The following is an 18,824-nucleotide window of genomic DNA, read 5'->3' on the forward strand; positions in this document are numbered from 1 at the left end:
ATCTACAATAGCTATGCGCCATCAACTCACTGGCCTTTTTTGTGGAGGCATATGAGGCTGACAGGATGGTCGACGTTATCATGCACCGAAAATGGTATTTTGGTATTGCTGCCATAGACTGAGCTTGAAGATGCATAGACCAGATGTTCAATCCCGTTGTGTCGGCAACCTTCCAGGACATAGCCAAGGCCGACCAAATTAGAATCTATAATAGGCCATCGGATTTTTCCAATGAATAGCGGACCCTTGTCTGTGCGGCAAGATTTACGACCCCGTTAGACTTACGAGAGGAAAAAACGCTGTCACTGGCCAAATCTACCCGAAGAGAGGTATAATTCGGTGATCAGCATGACGGGCCAAACGGGCTTCTTTCAACGCCCGGATCGTAATAATCATTATGATTATCGATTTCTACAACCTCATCGCCTCTCTCCAAAAGACGTAGCGTCAATGCCGAACTAATAAAGTCGGCAGCACCGGTGACAAGAGCCTTCATGAGATGATCTTTCCTCTACCGATGGCATAGTGAGTAAACCCTTCCCGATCCATTTGGTCAGGATCGTAAAGATTCCTGCCATCAAAGATAACCGGCTCACTAAGTAATTGTTTTATCTTGCCAAAATCTGGACTACAAAACAGTTTCCACTCAGTCACCACCGCCAGAGCATCGGCTCTTTCCAATGCCTTCTCGGGACCGTTGCAATATACTAATTCTGACCTCTCTCCATAGATACGCCGACACTCATTCATCGCCTCAGGATCATATGCTCGGACCACAGCCCCTGCTTTCCAAAGCGATTCCATTAGCACACGACTAGACGCTTCCCGCATATCGTTTGTATTGGGCTTGAAAGCCAGGCCCCACAAAGCGATAATCCTGCCATTAAGTTCACCACCAAAATGTGCCTTGATTTTTTGGAATAACACCTCTTTCTGACGTGCATTGACTGCTTCCACTGCTTGCAGGAGCTGGGCCTGATAGCCTACCTCATCGGCAGTACGCTCCAGCGCATTGACATCCTTTGGAAAACAGGAGCCGCCATAGCCACATCCGGGGTAGATAAATGAGTAGCCGATACGGCTGTCAGAGCCTATCCCATGCCTCACCTGCTCAATATCTGCACCCAGACGCTCAGCCAGATTAGCCAACTCATTCATGAAACTGATCTTGGTGGCTAGCATAGCATTTGCCGCATACTTGGTCAGCTCTGCCGAACGGATATCCATAGTAACGAGACGGTCGTGATTACGGTTAAACGGTGCATAGAGCTCTTTTAGTAACTCCGTGGCTCTTGGATTATCGGTTCCAACAACGATTCTGTCGGGCTTCATGAAGTCATCAAGAGCCGCCCCTTCCTTGAGAAATTCAGGATTCGAAACTACATCGAACTCAATTGATTGACCACGTTGCTTCAAAATACCCTGAATTCTGGCTTTGACTTTATCGGCAGTCCCGACCGGCACCGTGGACTTATCCACCACAACTCGGTAACCATCTATATGTTCGGCAATAGTCTCCGCGACAACTAATACGTATTGCAAATCAGCAGAGCCATCGTCGTCTGGAGGTGTCCCCACGGCGACAAACAGGAACAGGCCATGCTCTATGGCTTCTTTTGGATTTGTTGTAAAGCGAAGCCTTCCGGCCTGAGCATTCCGTTCAACCATTAGCTCCAATCCCGGCTCATAGATCGGGATATGGCCTTTGTTAAGTAGATCGATTTTATTGCTATCCACGTCCATGCAGATAACGTCATTGCCGACTTCAGCAAGACATGCACCCGTCGCCAAGCCAACATAACCCGAGCCAAAAATTGTTACTTTCATTAGTTACCCAAAATTCACAGTGAAGAATTAATAATAGGGTTTATTTTCCCGTAATTACGCATTCAGAGTTTCAGGAGGATAAAACCCGAAAACTGCATAAAAAGCTTGAAATAACAGAAGTTCACGCATAACTTAGCGCCTTTGAAAAGTTATGCAAGGCACGAGTTTCCTTCAGAAGAAAATAGAGCTTTTGGAGACCGCTATGAACGCAACAGGATACAGTAATATCCCCCGCAAACTATTCCATTGGATAACATTTTTATGCAAAGCGCTACCCTTAAGATCTGCAGGTACTTTCATTAGAGTTGCTTATTGGCTCGATGCTTACCCCTACGGGTTTTATAATTGATGCCTATTTGATGCCGGGTATGTGAAACCATTGGACCAGTCACTACAAATGGTTACAGAATGGCAGATGGTCATGGTTGGCTTTAGTACGGCAATTTATTCGATTCACACTGAGAGTAGTGAGGACCAACATGGTTCACTTTGCAATTGACGACACATTGACGCTTCGGGCTTCTAAAAAAGCGCCCGGAAGCAAGATCCATCACCAATACGGGAACACTCCCAATCTTGCACAATATGTGTGAGAATAATGCTGGATAAGTCTGGCTTGTGATAGTAAAGGGAACTTCCAAAAAATCGATAAAGGCCAATAGATCTCTAGCAAATCTGGAGAGTCCGGTATCTTCACACCGGCCCTGACTTGCCCGATGCCACGCACCAGTCGATTGGCCTGCTGGGCAAACACGTGCTCAACTCGAGCCCGAACTCTTAATCGTTTTCGGTTTGCCTCTTGCTCCCGTTCATTCAGGGGGCGTTTGCGTGTCGACGTGCGATGAATCTGACTGCGGTAAGTAGAATCGGCTCAGACATTTCCATTGCTTGTTGGCTCTTCCCCTAATCGAGAGGGTAAGTATCACTCAACCACTCCCTCAGGACAAAGATTCAGCTCTCCAAGGTGGAAGTAGATTGCATTGGCAAACCGCTCTTTGTTGCGGAAACCTCTACTACGCACCTTGATCATCTTGATTCGGCTGTTGAGTCCTTCTGCCGGACCATTGCTTACTTCCAAAACAACAGCGTTCAATATTCCCCACAGATGATCCTTGATTGGCTCCAGGCGACTGCGCATTGCCCATGGCAACTACCGCTCCCAGCCTTTCTTTCCCCATGTCTTGCTGGCATAGCGCCTTGAACCGCAATTTCTGTCTGCGCGTCATATTCTCCAGGGTTGTAGAGCCAGTCATACTGGCGGCCTTTAAGGTCTTCATAACCTTCAGAGCTTTGTGCTCTTGGCGGCGTGTACCTTGTCTGCCGCTTTACCGAGGTACTTGGCGATATGGCATTTACCAAAGGCAATCTTCTCTTCAGCCCTAGGTAGGCTTTCCAGTATGGCATCGATAAAGGCTGGCCACATATCCATGGAGACACTCTCTATCGCTTCTTGCTGCTCCTCTGCCAGACTTTCGTACCATGCTTTGAGCGTTGCCTTGCGGTCACTGCCCACGTATAACACTGCACCTGCATCCTGGCCTGATAAGACTGTTACATAACCATGGCATTTCTTGAAGACCATCTCATCAACACCTATACGTGTTGGGCTGATCTCTGTTCTACGTGCCAGTCCTCGCTTAACTACTCGCTGCATAATTCCATCAATGGCATTCCAACTTAGCCCAAAGAAACGACAAAAGCCATAGCGATCCCGAATTTGGAACTCTGTTTGATCATCGTTCATTTTTGAATAAATGCTGTATATGCAACACCTTGAACATCCGTACTGCATAGCAAGGCGGATGCCTACCTTTACTGGGATCACTATTTTTATAAACTGAGCCAAACAATACCCGAAAAACCTCCCAATATACGGTCCTTTCCAGCTTTGGCAGCGGGTCTCCCTTAGAGCCCTTACAAAAAACTGTACCGGGCATTCTTAGAAAAGTTCGGCCTTAAAGTGCTTCTCCCAGAATTCATCCGGCATCAAATTTTCCAGTGATGCATGGGGTCGGAATGTATTGTAATCATGGCGCCAGCTTTCAATTTTTTTTGCGCATCTTGTCAGTGACAAAAACCAATGGTATTTAAATATTTATCCCTAAAACTCCCATTCAACGACTCAATAAACGCATTATCTGCTGGCTTTCCCTGCCGCGAAAAGTCTGACGTTACTTTATTCTCATACGCCCACTGATCAAGGGCCTTCGAAATAAATTCATGGCCATTATCGACTTGAATCCTCAAGGACTTACGCTTATTATAGAGCCGTAATTGCTCCATAACATCTACAATCTGTTCCTCTTTATATAGCACGATCAACCGCAATAGCAACATATTCTCGGCTCAAATCATCGACCACAGTTAACGCTCTGATTCGTCGCCCATTGAACAGTTGATCGGCGGCAAAATCCATACTCCAGCACTGATCAATATGAGAGAGCTCCGGCCTGTCCATCCGGTGTGCAGCGGCAACTCGACGCCTTGGTCGTTTGCGCCTTAGATTCAGGCCCTCCTCACGATATATGCGCAACACACGCTTATGATTTATCCGCCAGCCTTCACGCTGCAATAGAATGTGAATGCGTTGATAGCCATAACGAACACGGTCTTTGGCAATTTCGCATATCCGGGATCGTAAAGCCGGATCATCATGCTTCCTGTTTTTGTAGCTATAATTGCTGCGGCTCATCTGAATGACTGTACAGGCCCGGCGGTTGCTAACCCGGTAACTGTCCTGAAGAAAAATAATCAAACGTCGACGCTTGGCAGCCTTCAGCGCTTTTTTCGCACGATATCCTGAAGCATCTGCTTTATAGACGACGATTTTTGTCCTCTAGTTGACGTAAGCTCCGTCGCTCTGAAACGTCTAAACCTCCAAACTTCTTTTTCCAATAAAGCGTCGCGTCCGATATCCCCATCTTGCGACAGACCTCTGAAATCCGTGTTCCCGTTTCTGCCTAGCGCAATGCGAATCAGAATGGCTCGTCTTCCTGCTTTCAGCTTAACGGATCCGCCAGAATTCTCTAATTTAGATCGGTACGGTTTTCAGGGAGGAGGTCGTTTTCTTGAGCTAAGCCCGGAGGATAAGGTACCCGATGCTAAAACGGTTTGGGTATATCATGAGCGCCTAAAAGAACGGGGCCTTGTTGATAAACTCTTTTCAGAGCCGTTGATCCAGATTGATGCAGCAGGCTTCAGTGCTCGCAAGGGATAGATTGTAGATGCCGCTATCGTTCCAGTGCCCAGGCAACGTAATACACGAGAGGAAAATAGGCAGATCAAAACGGGGATAGCCCTGAGGCGTGGAGCGATAACAAACGCCGCCAGAAGAATGTTGAAGACCGCTGGACCATGAAGCATGGCAAACCCGCTATGGGCACAAAAACCACATCAGCATAGACCGGAAGCACAAGGTCATTCGCAAGTACGCCATCACATCAGCAGAAGTTGATGAGATAGCCGGGTCTTCGAGGAACTGCGGGATGAGAACAACAGTAATGGCAGCGTCTGGGCCGATTCTGCTTACCGCAGTGTAGAACGGGAAGCCGCTTTACCGGGCGCGCATTACCGCAGTCATATTCATCGCAAGCGCGGCACGCAAACGCCCTTTGAATGAACGGGAGCAAGAGGCAAACTGAAAACGATCAAGAGTTCTGGCTCGAGTTGAGCACGTGTTTGCCCAGCAGGCCAATCGACTGGTGCGTAGCATCTGGCAAGCTAGGCCAGCGGGAAGATTGGTATGATAAATTTGGTTTGCAACATGCATCGATTCGTGTAGCTGGCCGGATAAAGCAAGCCATGTATATGGATTGTTGCCAGAAAAATGAGCGTGAAGATACCGGACTCTCCAGGTTTGCTAGAGACTATTGGCTTTTGTCGGTTTTTTAGAGGTTCCCTTTACCATGGCTGGACGGTACCGATTATTATATTGCGTCATATAATATCAATCTTAACTAGTCGATCCTGAAATATTCATAACGCAATAATTTATATAAAATAAGCGTCTAAATTTGATAAAATAAACGTCTGTGAAAGCGGTAAAAGCAGAGAAAAACTGGACGAAACAGAGGTGGATAATTGAGCAAAGCCAAGACAGACAATCCCAACCAGCAAAGTTTCCTGCACCAGAACTTACTGGATCAGCTGAACCCCAAGCATCCACTTTTGCTACTGGCCAGACAGATAGACTGGTCATATTTTGATGCTGAATTTGCCCCGCTTTACTCTCATCTTGGAAAGCCCTCAAAACCGATCTGCCTAATGGTGGATCTCTCGATACTCAAGCATCTGGAAGACCTCAGTGACGAGGTTCTGATTCAACGCTGGATACAAAATTCCTACTACCAGAGTTTTACGGGTGAGATCGAATTCCAATGGCAACTTCCTTGTGACCCCTCCGACCTGACTTACTTCAGAAAGCGTATTGGCAACGAAGGTTTTGAAAAGGTCCTGGCTGCCTCTATCGCCTTACATCAAGAAAAGGCGATCGAAGATGAAATGTGTATCGACACTACCGTACAAGAGAAAAATATTACCTTTCCAACTGATGCAAAGCAGTACCGAAAGATACACGGGCAGTTACTCAAGATGGCCCGAGCAGAAGGTATCGTGCTCAGTCGAAGCCATGAGAAGGAAGTAAAAATTCTCAAGCTCCCCACCCGATTTGCCACACATCCGAGGAATCGTAAAAAGGCACGTAAGGCCGTCAAGCGATTAAAGACCATCAGCGGCCGATTACTGCGTGAAATACAGCGTAAGATGACCGGAGAACAACAGAAATTCTATGCAGAAAAGTTCGCCCTGTACCAGCGCATGCTGAATTAGAAGCGTGCTGATAAAAATAAGTTGTACAGCCTACATGAATCTCATGTTTACTGTATGAGCAAAGGCAAGGCCCACCAGCGTTATGAGTTTGGCACCAAGGCATCAATCACCACCACAAGGGACGCTGAGGTCTTGGCACAGGTGAAACGTCTCATCAATCGAGTACCCAAAGTGGGTATTGCTGATCGAGGTTATCGGGGCAAATCAAAGGTTAATGACACCCAGATAGTAACGCCAAAGGCTGCTAGGAAGAATACCTCAGGAGAAGCCATGGCATTAGCTAGAAAACGTTTCAGAAGACGAGCTGGCATTGAGCCTGTGGTCACTTAAAAAGTGACCACAGGCTAAAAAGGAACTTTCTTAAAGGCTTTGCCGTGGATCAGATTAACTTGCTTATGGCGGCGGCTGCCTTCAACTTCAGAAAATGGATGAGGGAGGTTCTTTATTGTGCTGAAAAATATCATGTCCATACTGCTGTTCCTGTTTGCAAAATAGAAACAACAGTATTATTAAGTGCCTGGAATAAATATTTCAGGGTCGACTAAGTAGAACCGCTTTTCGGTACGTTACTCAATGGGGAAAAGATGAGCCTCTACGCAAACGGTTACTTGAGCTGGCAAGAAGCATCCAAGTTATGGTTATTTGTTTTTACATGGCCTCCTGAGAGGCGAGAGGCTTGTGAAAAACAAGAAGCGGACCTACCGAGTCTATAACGAAGAAGGTCTTCAACTGAGGACTAAAAAAACGCAAGAAGATAATACGATCAAGAATACCGATGATTATGCCCATTGGTAAAAACATACGCGAAGGTGTAACGATTTCCGTGTAACTGCCCAGGTTAAATGTACTCCGCCAAGCGTTCTTCGAATTCAATCATAAATCTATTCAGTGCTGGTTTCCAATTGCGAATCGGCATGGTCCATTTTTTTGATGCTTGCTGCACCGCCAGATACACGGTAACCCCCCCATTTTTAGCTGCGCACAAAAGTAGAGCTTATGCGGCTTGCGCCAACTTCTGATACGGTGTTATTCCTCCAATGGCCATGTTTGGCCGCTCTGTATTGTAGCGCCACAACCATTGAGTGGCGGTGTGCTGGGCATACTCGATCGACTCAAAGAGATGCTGGTTCAGCCATTCATGTCGAACTGTTCTGTTAAAAAGCTCCACGTACGCATTCTGTTGCGGATTGCCGGGCTGGATATAGTGTAACTTAATCCATTGTTTCTCTGCCCACTCCATCAGTTGACCACTGATTAGTTCGGGGCCATTGTCGCAGCGAATGGAATTTGGCTTGCCTCGCCACTCGATGATCTGTTCCAGTGCACGAATGACACGCACTGCCGGTAACGAGAAGTCCACCTCAATACCCAGCCCCTCACGATTGTAGTCGTCGATGACATTGAACGTCCTGAAGCTACGGCCATCGGCCAGGCTGTCATGCATAAAATCCATCGACCACATGATGTTAATTTGACGAGGTACAGCTAGCGCATCCGGCACGTCGCGCTTCAATCGACGTTTGGGCTTGATCCGCAAGTTCAGCTCAAACTCCCTGTATATGCGGTATACACGTTTATGATTGTAGGGGTAACCCTTCACATTGCGCAGGTACAAGTAGCACAACCCGAAACCCCAGGTTCGATTGGTCATCGTCAATCGGAGTAACCAATCTGCAATCAGTGCGTTGTCGCTCGAATGCTTGGCCTGATAGCGATAGCAGGTCTCGCTGATACAGAATGCACGACAAGCCAGGCGTACCGACACGCCATTCTGCGTAGCTGCGATCCTGGCCATCTCCTTGCGACGAGATGGCCTTACCACTTTTTTGCCAGGGCCTCCTTGACCATCTCCGCCTCTAATTTGGTCTCAGCGTACATCTTCTTGAGTCGCCAGTTCTCATCCTCGAGTTCCTTCATACGCTTCATGAGAGAGGCGTCCATGCCGCCGTATTTGGCGCGCCACTTGTAGAAGGTGGCACTGCTCATGCCATGCTCCCGGCACAGATCGGAAACTGGTGTGACAGTCTCAGCCTGCTCGAGAATAGCAAAGATCTGGCTGTCCTTGAATCTTGATGTCTTCATGCAGAATCTCCTGCGTTCATATTACGAGAAAATTCTACTTTTGGCGTCAGCTACTTCCCGGGGAGATTACCGAGAGTCGCTCGGTATTGGCAGTGAATTGCGGTTTTCAGAGTTTGGGCACGCTTCCTAAACCAGTATGCCCCGTCACTTTTATCTGAATTTACTTCAGAAAAGAGGCGGTTGATATCCAACAGATGCCTGATTGGCGAAGCTGCATGCAGGAGCAGGCACGAGAGACAGACCAGGGGCGGGTCAGCAGCAGCTCTATCCAGACGCTCGAATAGTCGCGACCGCTGTGCATAAAAAAACCCCCGGAAGATCTCCTCAGGAGGCTTTTCCTTTTTCTCTGGGCTTATTCAGATTGTTAATGTCTGCCCATAAAGCTGACCTAAATAGATAGGCCGAGTTTGAACATCATGTGTAGCATGCCATCACGCGATAGGCAGCCCTTGGAACGCTTGGTTCGATGGCGGATTGTCCCGAAGGTGGATTCAATCAGGTTGCTGGTCCGAATGCTCTGCCAGTGCTGCGCAGGAAATTGATAGAAAGCCATCAGTTCCTCTCGGTCTTTGTGCAGACAGATGGCAGCCTTCGGATACTTTGGCTCATACGTTCTGATAAACAGATCAAAGGCCTTTTCCGCATCGACCTGGGTCTCCGACTGCCAGATGTTATGCAGTGCCTGCTTCGCTTTCGGCTGAGCTGACCTTGGTAGGCAGTTCAGCACGTTCATGGTCTTGTGCATCCAGCAGCGCTGCTGGCGCGTCTCCGGATACACTTCCTACAGCGCAGCCCGGAATACCATGGCACCGTCACCGATCGCCAATTTTGGCGGGGTCAGTCCGCGTGACTTCAGTTTCAACAGTACCTCCCGCCAGCTCTGTGTGGACTCCCGTACACCATCCTCAATTGCCAGAAAATGCTTCTCACCACGCTCATTCACGCCGATCACCACCAGGGCACACAGCTTCGTCTGCTCTGTTCTCTGTCCGCTGTAGACACCGTCTACCTACACATACACCCAATGACCCTTATCCAGGCGCTCCTCGCACCAGCTCCGATATTCTTCTGCCCAGACCTGCTTCAGACGCGATACCCTGCCGGCCGACAAGCCTGTTGCATCCGGAACCACAAGCACTTTCAGGGCTTCACCCATCTCTCCACTGGAAATCCCCTTCAGGTAGAGCCACGCCAGCGCCGCTTCCAGTGACTTCGTCTTGCGTACATACGGCGGCACCAGAGCTGATCGGAACGTCACCGGCTCGCCGGTCTTCGCGCGAACTTTGGGGATCTTGACCGTGACCGGCCCTAATCCTGTCTGCAGTTTACGAGCTGGCAGGTGACCATTACGCACCACACCCACCTTGCCATCCTCTGTCCGTCGCTCGACGTGCTCCGCCAACAGCTCCAGCAGCTCGGCCTCCACCGCCTGGTAGATCAACTGCTCTGCACCGCTTCTCGGCAACTCTGTCAGCGGATCGATAATCGTATCTCGAACTGCCAGCTTAACAACGTTATTCTTACTCATGGTGGCGTATCTCCAATGGTTGTTTTGATGTCTCGCAACAACAAATCAACCAGATACCCCGCTTTTTTTCAATTCCCTTCAAACAACACTTTCAGTTATAACTCAGAGAGGTAACGGTACAGGTTGAACAAGAGGCAGGTGCCAAGCAGTGTTGTTTAATCTCTGGGTAGATCTCACCGGGCTATGACTCACGCAAGCGCCGCTGGCGGCACCTGGATACCCGCCAATACAAAACTATTCTGGTAGCAGATGCGCCCAGAGTGAAGTATGAAGAACATGGGGTGGTCACCGTGTCAGTTTCCTGGGCGAAACCGGGCTCTGGATTTACTGCAATGTTTGAAGTGCTGGTGATCGATTTGTTGAAAGAGGCATCCATCTCGGCAGTCTCCCGATTGATGGGGCTGAGTTGGAGTGCCATTGATGGAATTATGCAGCGAGCGGTCAAGCGAGGACTGGCACGTAGAACAGAGATCAGCTCAACACGTATAGGTATTGATGATACGGCCTTCAAGAAACACCATGATTATGTAACAGTCTTATCAGACCAGGATGCAGGTAGAGTACTACACGGGGCAGTGACGGCAAAAAGGCGATGCTCAAAGCATGATACGAAAGTCTAGCAGAGGAGCAACGAGAAGCGATAGAGAATGTCTTCATGGATATGTGGCCAGCCTTTATCAATGCTATACTGGAAAGCCTGCCTAGGGCTGAAGAGAAGATTATCTTTAGTAAATGCCATGTCGCCAAATACCTCGGTGAGGCAGTGGACAAGGTAGGCCGCCAAGAACACAAAGCGCTGATGGCTATGAGGACCTTAAAGGCAGCCAGTATGACTGGCTCTGCAACCCGGAGAGTATGACGCGCAGACAGGAATTACGGTTCAAGGCGCTACGTGGCTTCACGCTGAAGACTGCCCGTGCCTGGGCGATCAAGAGTTTACTACTATGCCAGCAAGACATGGGGAAGGAAAAGCTGGGAGCGGTGGTTGTCATGGGCAGTGCGCAGTGGCCTGGAGCCAATCAAGAAAGTGGCGGGAACAATCAAGGATCATCTGTGGGAAATATTGAACGCTGTTGTTTTGGAAGTAAGTAATGGTCCGGCAGAAGGCCTCAACAGCCGAATCAAGATGATCAAGGTGCGTAGCAGAGGCTTCCGCAACAAGGAGCGGTTTGCCAATGCAATCTACTTCCACCTTGGAGGGCTGAATTTTTATCCTGGGGGAGCGGTTGGGTGATACTTACCCTCTTGATTAGAGGAAGAGCCAAAAATACCAGCGGGCTGCTACGTCATTATCTTTCTAAAGGAATCGATTGGTGAAAGGTCACTGATCTAATGCTTGCAACTGTGGTGGAAAAGCTCAACGAATCGACTTCGGAAATACCTCAATTATCAGACACCCAACGAAGTCTTTCTGAAAAATACAGGTGATGCACTTACAATCTAAATCCACTAGTATTTCTAGCTTCCTATTTCGCCGAGAGGTTAAAATACAACGCCTACTATCTGGGGAGTCGGATGGGTGGGTATTTAAATAGAAAAATTGCGATTGAGCATTCTTGCCGCTTTGCCCACTTTTGACAATAACTCCGAACAAACTGATGATAAAGCTGATTATAGGCAAGGCCTATGAAGGTGATGAAACCCAGCAATTGGTATTTGATCCAGGCATGGTTCTCGTTGTCCCGCCGAAGAGAAGTTGGCTGGCCATGTGGGAATATGACAAAGAGATGTATAAAAAATGCAATGGGGTGGAAAGATTATTCTATCGCTTGAAAGGATTTCGTCGTATTTTCTCACGCGTTGACAAATTTAGGGAGCCTCTGATTAATTCTGGATCGGACGGATGACGAGCTGAAATCTTCCGAGTCAAGGCGAAAATTGTCGATAATAGCTAGGCTATTGCGAAGATTTTCAACGTAGAGCCGGGAGATTTCAGCCGCCAGACACCAATTCATGAACTGATAAGAGGCTCCTTAGGTGTTGTATTCATGTTTTTTATTTATTTTGCACTAATTAGCGTTAACAGGCTCTAGTTAAGTTATGAATTCCCGAGATAATAAGACTCCTACTATTATTCTAACAACCCTTGCTGAATATCAGACTGTATTTTGGATTGATGTTTGTCGATCACTGAAGGAAAAAAGATATGATGCAATAGTCCTTTCTTTTGACGATAGAAGTTGCGAGTTAATGGATAGTGTAGGAATCATTAATTTTAATATACCTCAGTTAGCTAGAACCATTCTGCACAAAATTTCAGAGCAAGAGATTGCTGACATATTCCTACAATTTAATATTGATAATATAAATTATTGGGAAAGCCATGAGCGGCTAGTTTTTAAGATCTATGACCGATATAAGCTGGATCTGAAGTTTTCAAGTTATATGCTTGCAATTGACGATGTACTTAGTCGGGTACTTATAAATCTGGATAATGTTGTTCTCATGCAGGAACTTGGTGGTTTTATATCAGTACTTGCAAGCTTGTTTGTCGCCAGAAAACGATCCATCGATAACTACTTTCTGGAACCAGCATTTTTTAAGGGTAGATTATTTGCTATAAAAAATACTTTGTATGCACCATATATTGGACCTGTGCTTTCGGTACGGGTTTCACAAGAGCTACGTGATTACATTCGCACAGCTATTGCTGGTCGATCGATTGTTGTGCCCGACAAGGATAAACATCATTATAATAGAGCGCTGCAGAAGCTGGCTAATATCGATAACGCAAAAAGGCTAATACAGAAGTTACTTGATAAGTATATATATAAAAAGCATCAGGAATTTGGACACAATTGGATCTACGTAGGACTTCATGTGAAAATGCTCGTAAATGAATGGTGCTTAAGAGGCAAGTATTTATCGCTCACTGATTGTGAGCCATTTATTTATTTCCCCTTCCATATGCCTAACGATATGGCAATCACCCTTCGTTCTCCTGAATATCTAGATCAACTCGCTTTGGTCGATTACATGGTGCGTATATTGCCATCTGGTATTAATCTAGCTGTGAAGGAACATCCCGCAATGACGGGGGCAATTGATTCCGCCCGGTTAACAGCTATGTTGAAGAAGTATGATAATTTGAAGGTGATTGACCCTTCAACTAACAATTATGATGTGCTACACAAGGCGAATGCTGTTGTCTCGATCAACTCAAAGTCAGGAGCAGAGGCCGCAATGCTGGGTAAGACGGTATTTGTATTAGGGAATGCCTTCTACGAAAATAGTCCATTGGTTAAGCAAATAGAATCGCTCAAAGACCTACCAGAGGCCATAGGCAGTGTGAAAACAAGGGTAGAAGAAGATGAGATAGAAGCATATTTTCAAACCGTGTGGGAACAAACTTCAGTAGGTGAATTATACGTTAATGATCCCGTTAACATAGAGAATATTGCCTGCACTCTAATCCATATTGCCGGTAGATAAATTGTTTATATCGTATTTCTAGATTACCGCAAGAATAGACAAAATGAGCCAAGAAAAATTAGTATCTATTATAATGCCAGCATATAATGCTGATAGGTCGATCCGTAATAGTATTGATTCAGTTTTATCGCAAACCTATCCCACTTGGGAGCTTCTAATTGTTAACGATTGCTCGAAAGATAATTCAGCAAAGATTGCACAAGAGTACTGTGATAAAGATACAAGAATTAAGCTTTTTCATAATGGAGTAAATTCAGGCCCTGCGATTACTCGTAATGATGCAATCAATCGTGCAAAAGGTAGGTTTATAGCGTTTTTGGATAGTGATGATATTTGGCTTCCTGGAAAATTAGAAAAACAAATTGGTACAATGCTGGAGTGTGCATACTCATTTACCTATACTAGTTATCATCGTATATCAGAAGACGGGACGGTTCCAGGAAGACGGATTGGTGTCCCTGATCAGTTGGATTATGCTAAGTTACTCAGAAATACAGCAATTGTAACCTCTTCCGTAGTTATCGATATTAATGCTATTGGCGGGGTTCAAATGAAAAATACTTACTATGATGATTTTGCTTGTTGGTTAGAAATAATGAAGCGTGGATTCGTAGCATATGGTATTGATGATGATCTCGTGGCGTATCGTATTTCCACGGCATCGATCTCAAGAAATAAGATAAATTCTGCAATCCAAGTTTGGAATACTTATCGGACTATAGAAGGGCTTGGGATCCTGAATTCAGCATATTATTTTACTGGTTATGCACTGAAAGCGATACAAAAATATTATAAATTCTGACCAGTGTATATTTTTCTATCCGAGAAACAAACACATGCCTGCCATGAAAAGCGAAGCTGTAACGCGCCGCATGAATTGCGAACGTTGGACATTTAACTTGCGAACGCCGATCATACCAGAATAACCCGGGGTTGAAGGTGTAACGATTTCCGTGTAACTGCCCGGGTTAAATGTATTCCGCCAAGCGTTCTTCGAACTCAATCATAAATCTATTCAGTGCTGGTTTCCAATTGCGAATCGGCATGGTCCGTTTTTTGAGTTATAATTGTAAAGTATTGTTTGAAAGGGTAATCCCCCCGGGAAGTAGCTGACGCCAAAAGTAGAATTTTCTCGTAATATGAACGCAGGAGATTCTGCATGAAGACATCAAGATTCAAGGACAGCCAGATCTTTGCTATTCTCGAGCAGGCTGAGGCTGTCACACCAGTTTCTGATCTGTGCCGGGAGCATGGCATGAGCAGTGCCACCTTCTACAAGTGGCGCGCCAAATACGGCGGCATGGACGCCTCTCTCATGAAGCGTATGAAGGAACTCGAGGATGAGAACCGGCGACTCAAGAAGATGTACGCCGAGACCAAATTAGAGGCGGAGATCGTCAAGGAGGCCCTGGCAAAAAAGTGGTAAGGCCATCTCGTCGTAAGGAGATGGCCAAGATCGCAGCTATGCAGGATGGCGTGTCGGTACGCCTGGCTTGTCGTGCATTCTGTATCAGCGAGACCTGCTATCGCTATCAGGCCAAGCATTCGAGCGACAACGCACTGACTGCAGATTGGTTACTCCGATTGACGATGACCAATCGAACCTGGGGTTTCGGGTTGTGCTATTTGTACCTGCGCAATGTGAAGGGTTACCCCTACAATCATAAACGTGTATACCGCATATACAGGGAGTTTGAGCTGAACCTGCGGATCAAGCTCAAACGTCGATTGAAGCGCGACGTGCCGGATGCGCTAGCTGTACCTCGTCAAATTAACATCATGTGGTCGATGGATTTTATGCATGACAGCCTGGCCGATGGCCGTAGCTTCAGGACGTTCAATGTCATCGACGACTACAATCGTGAGGGGCTGGGTATTGAGGTGGACTTCTCGTTACCGGCAGTGCGTGTCATTCGTGCACTGGAACAGATCATCGAGTGGCGAGGCAAGCCAAATTCCATTCGCTGCGACAATGGCCCCGAACTAATCAGTGGTCAACTGATGGAGTGGGCAGAGAAACAGTGGATTAAGTTACACTATATCCAGCCCGGCAACCCGCAACAGAACGCGTACGTGGAGCGTTTTAACAGAACAGTTCGACATGAATGGCTGAACCAGCATCTCTTTGAGTCGATCGAGTATGCCCAGCACACCGCCACTCAATGGTTGTGGCGCTACAATACAGAGCGGCCAAACATGGCCATTGGAGGAATAACCCCGTATCAGAAGTTGGCGCAAGCCGCATAAGCTCTACTTTTGTGCGCAGCTGAAAATGGGGGGATTACCATCTTCTGCTCCTGTCTTTCAACATTGTTTCAGAAGTCACTTAAACTGTCCGTATGCCTGTCCGACTCATGGGATCCACCTCTGTAAGGCGATAGAGGCAGCCAGGACCTTTTCAAAACCTTCGTTGCCAATACGCTTTCTGAAGTAAGTCAGGTCGGAGGGGTCACAAGGAAGTTGCCATTGGAATTCGATCTCACCCGTAAAACTCGGGTAGTAGGGATTTTGTATCCAGCGTTGAATCAGAACCTCGTCACTGAGGTCTTCCAGATGCTTGAGTATCGAAGGCCCACCATTAGGCGGATGGGTTTTGAGGGCTTTCCACGATGAGAATAAAGCGGGGCAAATTCAGCATCAAAATATGACCCGTCTATCTGTCTGGCCAATAGCAAAAGTGGATGTTTGGGGTTCAGCTAATCCAGTAAGTTCTGGTGCAGGAAACTTTGCTGGTTGGGATTGGCTGTCTTGGCTTTGCTCAATTATCCACCCCTGTTTCGTCTAGTTTTTCTCTGCTTTTACCCCTTTCTCGGACGTTTATTTTATCAAATTTAGACGCTTATTTTATATAAATCATTGCGTTATGAATATGTCAGAGTCGACTAAATAGCTTATTAATTCATATTTATCATGTGGCTATAAATAATTCATAGGCGACTCTCTGAGGCAAAATTATGCGTTGATCCACTCGTAATTCTCGGATAGAGGCAGATCAAGGGTTGTTTCCATAATAAATTGAGCGACTCGAGAAGTATTATAGCTTGTATGTGCCTTTTCCCTACCCTGACGGGCGATCTCCTTCCGCCTCACATCATTATCATTGTAGTAAATAATTTTATCTATTAGGTCATCAGAGTCGTTAAAATAAATGAGTTCTTGCTCAGAGAATAGATCTCTAAATCCGGGGGTTTCTGGCATAAATACAAGCAGTCCGTTACCGATAAGCTGTGCTATTCGGTCCGACGAATAATACGGAATGTCATTTTTTCGACTTAAGTTTAGACCCATTTTTGATTTTGACAGCACTTCGATATATTTTGCGCCATAGACGGGTGAATCTCCCTGTGATCCATGCAATTTGAGACGGATATCGCCAAGTTGACTTTTGATCTTCGATATGAATTTCCTACGTATAGAGTCTTTCTGATCGGTGCCGCAATAGAGTAAATCAATATCAAAGCTGTCTTTTTGGTCATTCTTTAGTGATTCTATTGACGGGTCAATAGGATTAGGTAGATAGTATGATTTATTGTTAACGGCGCGAAAAGGCATAAGCTGATCACCAGCTGATGTGCAAAAGAATGCGTCAACGTGCGGTAGACGTTTGTAAAGGTATTTATCAGTACCTTTTTCTATTAGCCAGTCTACAAACCATTGTGCAATCCTAAGGTTGGGTACTCTTCTTCGCGCCTCATCCAGTGTCTTCTCAAAGATTAAATCGGTATGGCCAAGCAGCAAGAGATCAGGCTGAAGATTTTCCAGCGCTTTTAGCAGACAGGCATTGAGTTTATTTCTCCCAAGCTTTTTTGATCCAAAAATATTTTCCTGGCGAGCAATATCCCTATCGCTGAACTCATATACGAAATGTCCATTTCGAATGAAGCCATTAGAAAGTTTTCGGTCTGTAGCATAGAACACAGAACCGTATTTTTGCGTGCTGAAATTCGCTACATGAAGGATATGCATTGCTGGAAACCTATTAAGGATGGTCTAAAAATTGAAGTTTTTCACTTCACTTGCTATCCAATCTTGAATATTTGTAAAAACAACCCGAGTTATTCTCCGATTTGACCTTAATTTTGGCTATTCCGGGGCTTTCAGTCGCAACTTGCCTATGAAATGGCTAATAAATACCGCTTAGCCAGTACCCGATTAATCAAGGCACACTTGATAAACACACAATGGGTATTTTTCTCAAGCTCTCGATAGCGAACCTTGTTAAAACCAAACTGCTGCTTCATTACACCGAATACATGCTCTAACTCTGGCGCGCGTTCCCGATTTGTATCGATTCGCTGATGGCTCTTGTCCGGTTAATTGTCGATTACGACAGGCTTTCTTCTGGGTAAAATCTTTGGCCTCTGGCGCATGCTCAGTCAGTTTATCTTTCTGTCCTTGCATAGGCAGAATCTCCCCGTACGCGGGTTTCGTTTCCATGCAACAGGTCTTCCAATACCTGCGAGTCATGAATATTGGCCGGTGTCACAGCAATTGAGTGGATCAGTCTGGTTTTGCTGTCCACGCCAATATGGGCCTTCATGCCAAAGTACCATTAGATTACCTTTGCGGGTTTGATGCATATCCGGATTACGGCTTTTCTCTTTGTTCTTCGTTGAACTTGGCGCATTGATGATCGTGGCATCAACAAGGAGTTTCCCGGTTGAGCTTCATACCATTCTCGGCTAGGTAAACATTGACCAAGCGAAACAGCTCATCCCCAAGATTATTCCTTTCCATCAGATGGCGAAAATTGCCGATGGTTGTTTCATCTGGTACGGGCTCATTACCCAGATCGATACTGACGAGCTTACTCATGGCACGTGAATCATGAAGCGCTTCTTCCGCTGCAGCGTCAGAGAGCTCAAACCAGTGATGTAGAAAGTGGGCGCGCCGCATGCGCTCTAGAACAATGGGCTTTCTACCTGCGTCCTTCGGATTTGGGTAACAGGGTGTGCTACGACCTCGCCAAGCTCCTTCCAGGGGATGATTTGCTCCATCTCATCCAGAACTGCTCCTTGCGGATCTTTTTTCGGTATTTTTCAAAACCTGTGGCTTCTAAGCTTTGATGTTTCATCGGTTTCCTGGAACTGGTGATCTTATGAATCAATGGTATACGATTTCTGGAAAA

At 46.3% G+C, this 18,824-nt stretch carries 13 protein-coding genes and 8 pseudogenes; 11 read left to right on the forward strand and 10 right to left on the reverse strand.

Annotated features, from left to right (window positions below; all coding sequences use genetic code 11):
* Positions 1-7: 7 nt before the first annotated feature.
* Positions 8-496, reverse strand: a pseudogene (locus MN084_RS15995) (GDP-mannose 4,6-dehydratase); the annotation flags it as partial.
* The gene (locus MN084_RS16000; protein WP_241085800.1) at positions 493-1,827 is read right to left on the reverse strand and encodes a UDP-glucose dehydrogenase family protein; all 1,335 of its coding nucleotides are present in this window, start codon (positions 1,825-1,827) and stop codon (positions 493-495) included. The pseudogene MN084_RS15995 and the gene MN084_RS16000, both read right to left, overlap by 4 nt.
* Positions 1,828-2,029: 202 nt before the next feature.
* Between MN084_RS16000 and MN084_RS19970 the strand changes: the two are divergent.
* Positions 2,030-2,417, forward strand: a pseudogene (locus MN084_RS19970) (transposase); the annotation flags it as partial.
* 332 nt (positions 2,418-2,749) lie between these two features.
* On the opposite strand, the gene MN084_RS16005 reads toward MN084_RS19970, so the two are convergent.
* From MN084_RS16005 to MN084_RS16015, 3 genes and pseudogenes are all read right to left on the reverse strand, one after another.
* Positions 2,750-2,977 (reverse strand): transposase, encoded by a 228-nt coding sequence (locus MN084_RS16005; protein ID WP_241085799.1) that lies wholly within the window; start codon positions 2,975-2,977, stop codon positions 2,750-2,752.
* Between the two features lie 132 nt (positions 2,978-3,109).
* Entirely contained in the window at positions 3,110-3,571 is a 462-nt protein-coding gene (locus MN084_RS16010) for a transposase (RefSeq protein ID WP_241085798.1), read from the reverse strand.
* A gap of 195 nt (positions 3,572-3,766) precedes the next feature.
* Positions 3,767-4,787: pseudogene (locus tag MN084_RS16015) on the reverse strand (IS3 family transposase); the annotation flags it as partial.
* Between MN084_RS16015 and MN084_RS16020 the strand changes: the two are divergent.
* The 4 genes and pseudogenes from MN084_RS16020 to MN084_RS16035 form a co-directional block, all read left to right on the forward strand.
* Positions 4,772-5,044 (forward strand): hypothetical protein, encoded by a 273-nt coding sequence (locus tag MN084_RS16020; RefSeq protein WP_330178572.1) that lies wholly within the window; start codon positions 4,772-4,774, stop codon positions 5,042-5,044. The pseudogene MN084_RS16015 and the gene MN084_RS16020 overlap by 16 nt on opposite strands.
* Positions 5,045-5,907: 863 nt before the next feature.
* Positions 5,908-6,654: a transposase gene (locus MN084_RS16025; protein ID WP_330178172.1), complete on the forward strand. Its 747-nt coding sequence runs from the start codon at positions 5,908-5,910 to the stop codon at positions 6,652-6,654.
* A gap of 21 nt (positions 6,655-6,675) precedes the next feature.
* Positions 6,676-6,984, forward strand: a complete 309-nt coding sequence (locus MN084_RS16030; protein WP_241085795.1) for a hypothetical protein — start codon at positions 6,676-6,678, stop codon at positions 6,982-6,984.
* A gap of 211 nt (positions 6,985-7,195) precedes the next feature.
* A pseudogene (locus MN084_RS16035) lies at positions 7,196-7,459 on the forward strand (IS3 family transposase); the annotation flags it as partial.
* 189 nt (positions 7,460-7,648) lie between these two features.
* Here the strand turns inward: MN084_RS16035 and MN084_RS16040 are convergent.
* Positions 7,649-8,736, reverse strand: a protein-coding gene (locus MN084_RS16040; protein ID WP_330178173.1) for an IS3 family transposase whose coding sequence is annotated in 2 segments (ribosomal slippage) — positions 7,649-8,484 and positions 8,484-8,736 — 1,089 coding nt in all. Because the reading frame shifts where the segments join, the coding sequence is not laid out codon by codon here.
* Between the two features lie 400 nt (positions 8,737-9,136).
* Positions 9,137-10,264 (reverse strand): annotated as a pseudogene (locus tag MN084_RS16045) (IS256 family transposase); the annotation flags it as partial.
* A 260-nt stretch (positions 10,265-10,524) separates the two neighbouring features.
* Here MN084_RS16045 and MN084_RS16050 point away from each other — a divergent pair.
* From MN084_RS16050 to MN084_RS16075, 6 genes and pseudogenes are all read left to right on the forward strand, one after another.
* Positions 10,525-10,884, forward strand: coding sequence for a helix-turn-helix domain-containing protein (locus MN084_RS16050; RefSeq protein WP_241085792.1), 360 nt, complete (start codon positions 10,525-10,527; stop codon positions 10,882-10,884).
* A 41-nt stretch (positions 10,885-10,925) separates the two neighbouring features.
* Positions 10,926-11,498: pseudogene (locus MN084_RS16055) on the forward strand (ISL3 family transposase).
* 382 nt (positions 11,499-11,880) lie between these two features.
* Positions 11,881-12,111 (forward strand): annotated as a pseudogene (locus MN084_RS16060) (hypothetical protein); the annotation flags it as partial.
* 193 nt (positions 12,112-12,304) lie between these two features.
* Positions 12,305-13,696, forward strand: a complete 1,392-nt coding sequence (locus tag MN084_RS16065; protein ID WP_241085789.1) for a capsular polysaccharide export protein, LipB/KpsS family — start codon at positions 12,305-12,307, stop codon at positions 13,694-13,696.
* A gap of 43 nt (positions 13,697-13,739) precedes the next feature.
* A complete protein-coding gene (locus tag MN084_RS16070) occupies positions 13,740-14,498 on the forward strand; it encodes a glycosyltransferase family 2 protein (protein WP_241085788.1) in 759 nt (252 codons plus the stop codon).
* A gap of 357 nt (positions 14,499-14,855) precedes the next feature.
* Positions 14,856-15,943, forward strand: a protein-coding gene (locus MN084_RS16075; protein ID WP_330178174.1) for an IS3 family transposase whose coding sequence is annotated in 2 segments (ribosomal slippage) — positions 14,856-15,108 and positions 15,108-15,943 — 1,089 coding nt in all. Because the reading frame shifts where the segments join, the coding sequence is not laid out codon by codon here.
* Positions 15,944-16,048: 105 nt separating this feature from the next.
* On the opposite strand, the gene MN084_RS19975 is transcribed toward MN084_RS16075, so the two are convergent.
* From MN084_RS19975 to MN084_RS16085, 3 genes and pseudogenes are all read right to left on the reverse strand, one after another.
* Complete coding sequence (locus tag MN084_RS19975) at positions 16,049-16,327, reverse strand: transposase (RefSeq protein ID WP_445083980.1); 279 nt, start codon at positions 16,325-16,327, stop codon at positions 16,049-16,051.
* A 321-nt stretch (positions 16,328-16,648) separates the two neighbouring features.
* On the reverse strand, positions 16,649-17,662 hold the full coding sequence (locus MN084_RS16080) for a glycosyltransferase family protein (protein WP_241085786.1): 1,014 nt from the start codon (positions 17,660-17,662) through the stop codon (positions 16,649-16,651).
* Between the two features lie 146 nt (positions 17,663-17,808).
* Positions 17,809-18,770, reverse strand: a pseudogene (locus tag MN084_RS16085) (IS5 family transposase).
* Positions 18,771-18,824: the final 54 nt, after the last annotated feature.

Origin of the sequence: Candidatus Vondammii sp. HM_W22, from assembly GCF_022530855.2 — a bacterium.
In the GTDB taxonomy this organism is placed as follows: Bacteria; Pseudomonadota; Gammaproteobacteria; order Chromatiales; family Chromatiaceae; genus Vondammii.

Bases quoted from the DNA above. Each gene is read 5' to 3' on its own strand.
- MN084_RS16000 (WP_241085800.1), bottom strand. From the start codon at position 1,827: ATGAAAGTAACAATTTTTGGCTCGGGTTATGTTGGCTTGGCGACGGGT.
- MN084_RS16010 (WP_241085798.1), bottom strand. From the start codon at position 3,571: ATGAACGATGATCAAACAGAGTTCCAAATTCGGGATCGCTATGGCTTT.
- MN084_RS16065 (WP_241085789.1), top strand. From the start codon at position 12,305: ATGAATTCCCGAGATAATAAGACTCCTACTATTATTCTAACAACCCTT.
- MN084_RS16070 (WP_241085788.1), top strand. From the start codon at position 13,740: ATGAGCCAAGAAAAATTAGTATCTATTATAATGCCAGCATATAATGCT.
- MN084_RS16080 (WP_241085786.1), bottom strand. From the start codon at position 17,662: ATGCATATCCTTCATGTAGCGAATTTCAGCACGCAAAAATACGGTTCT.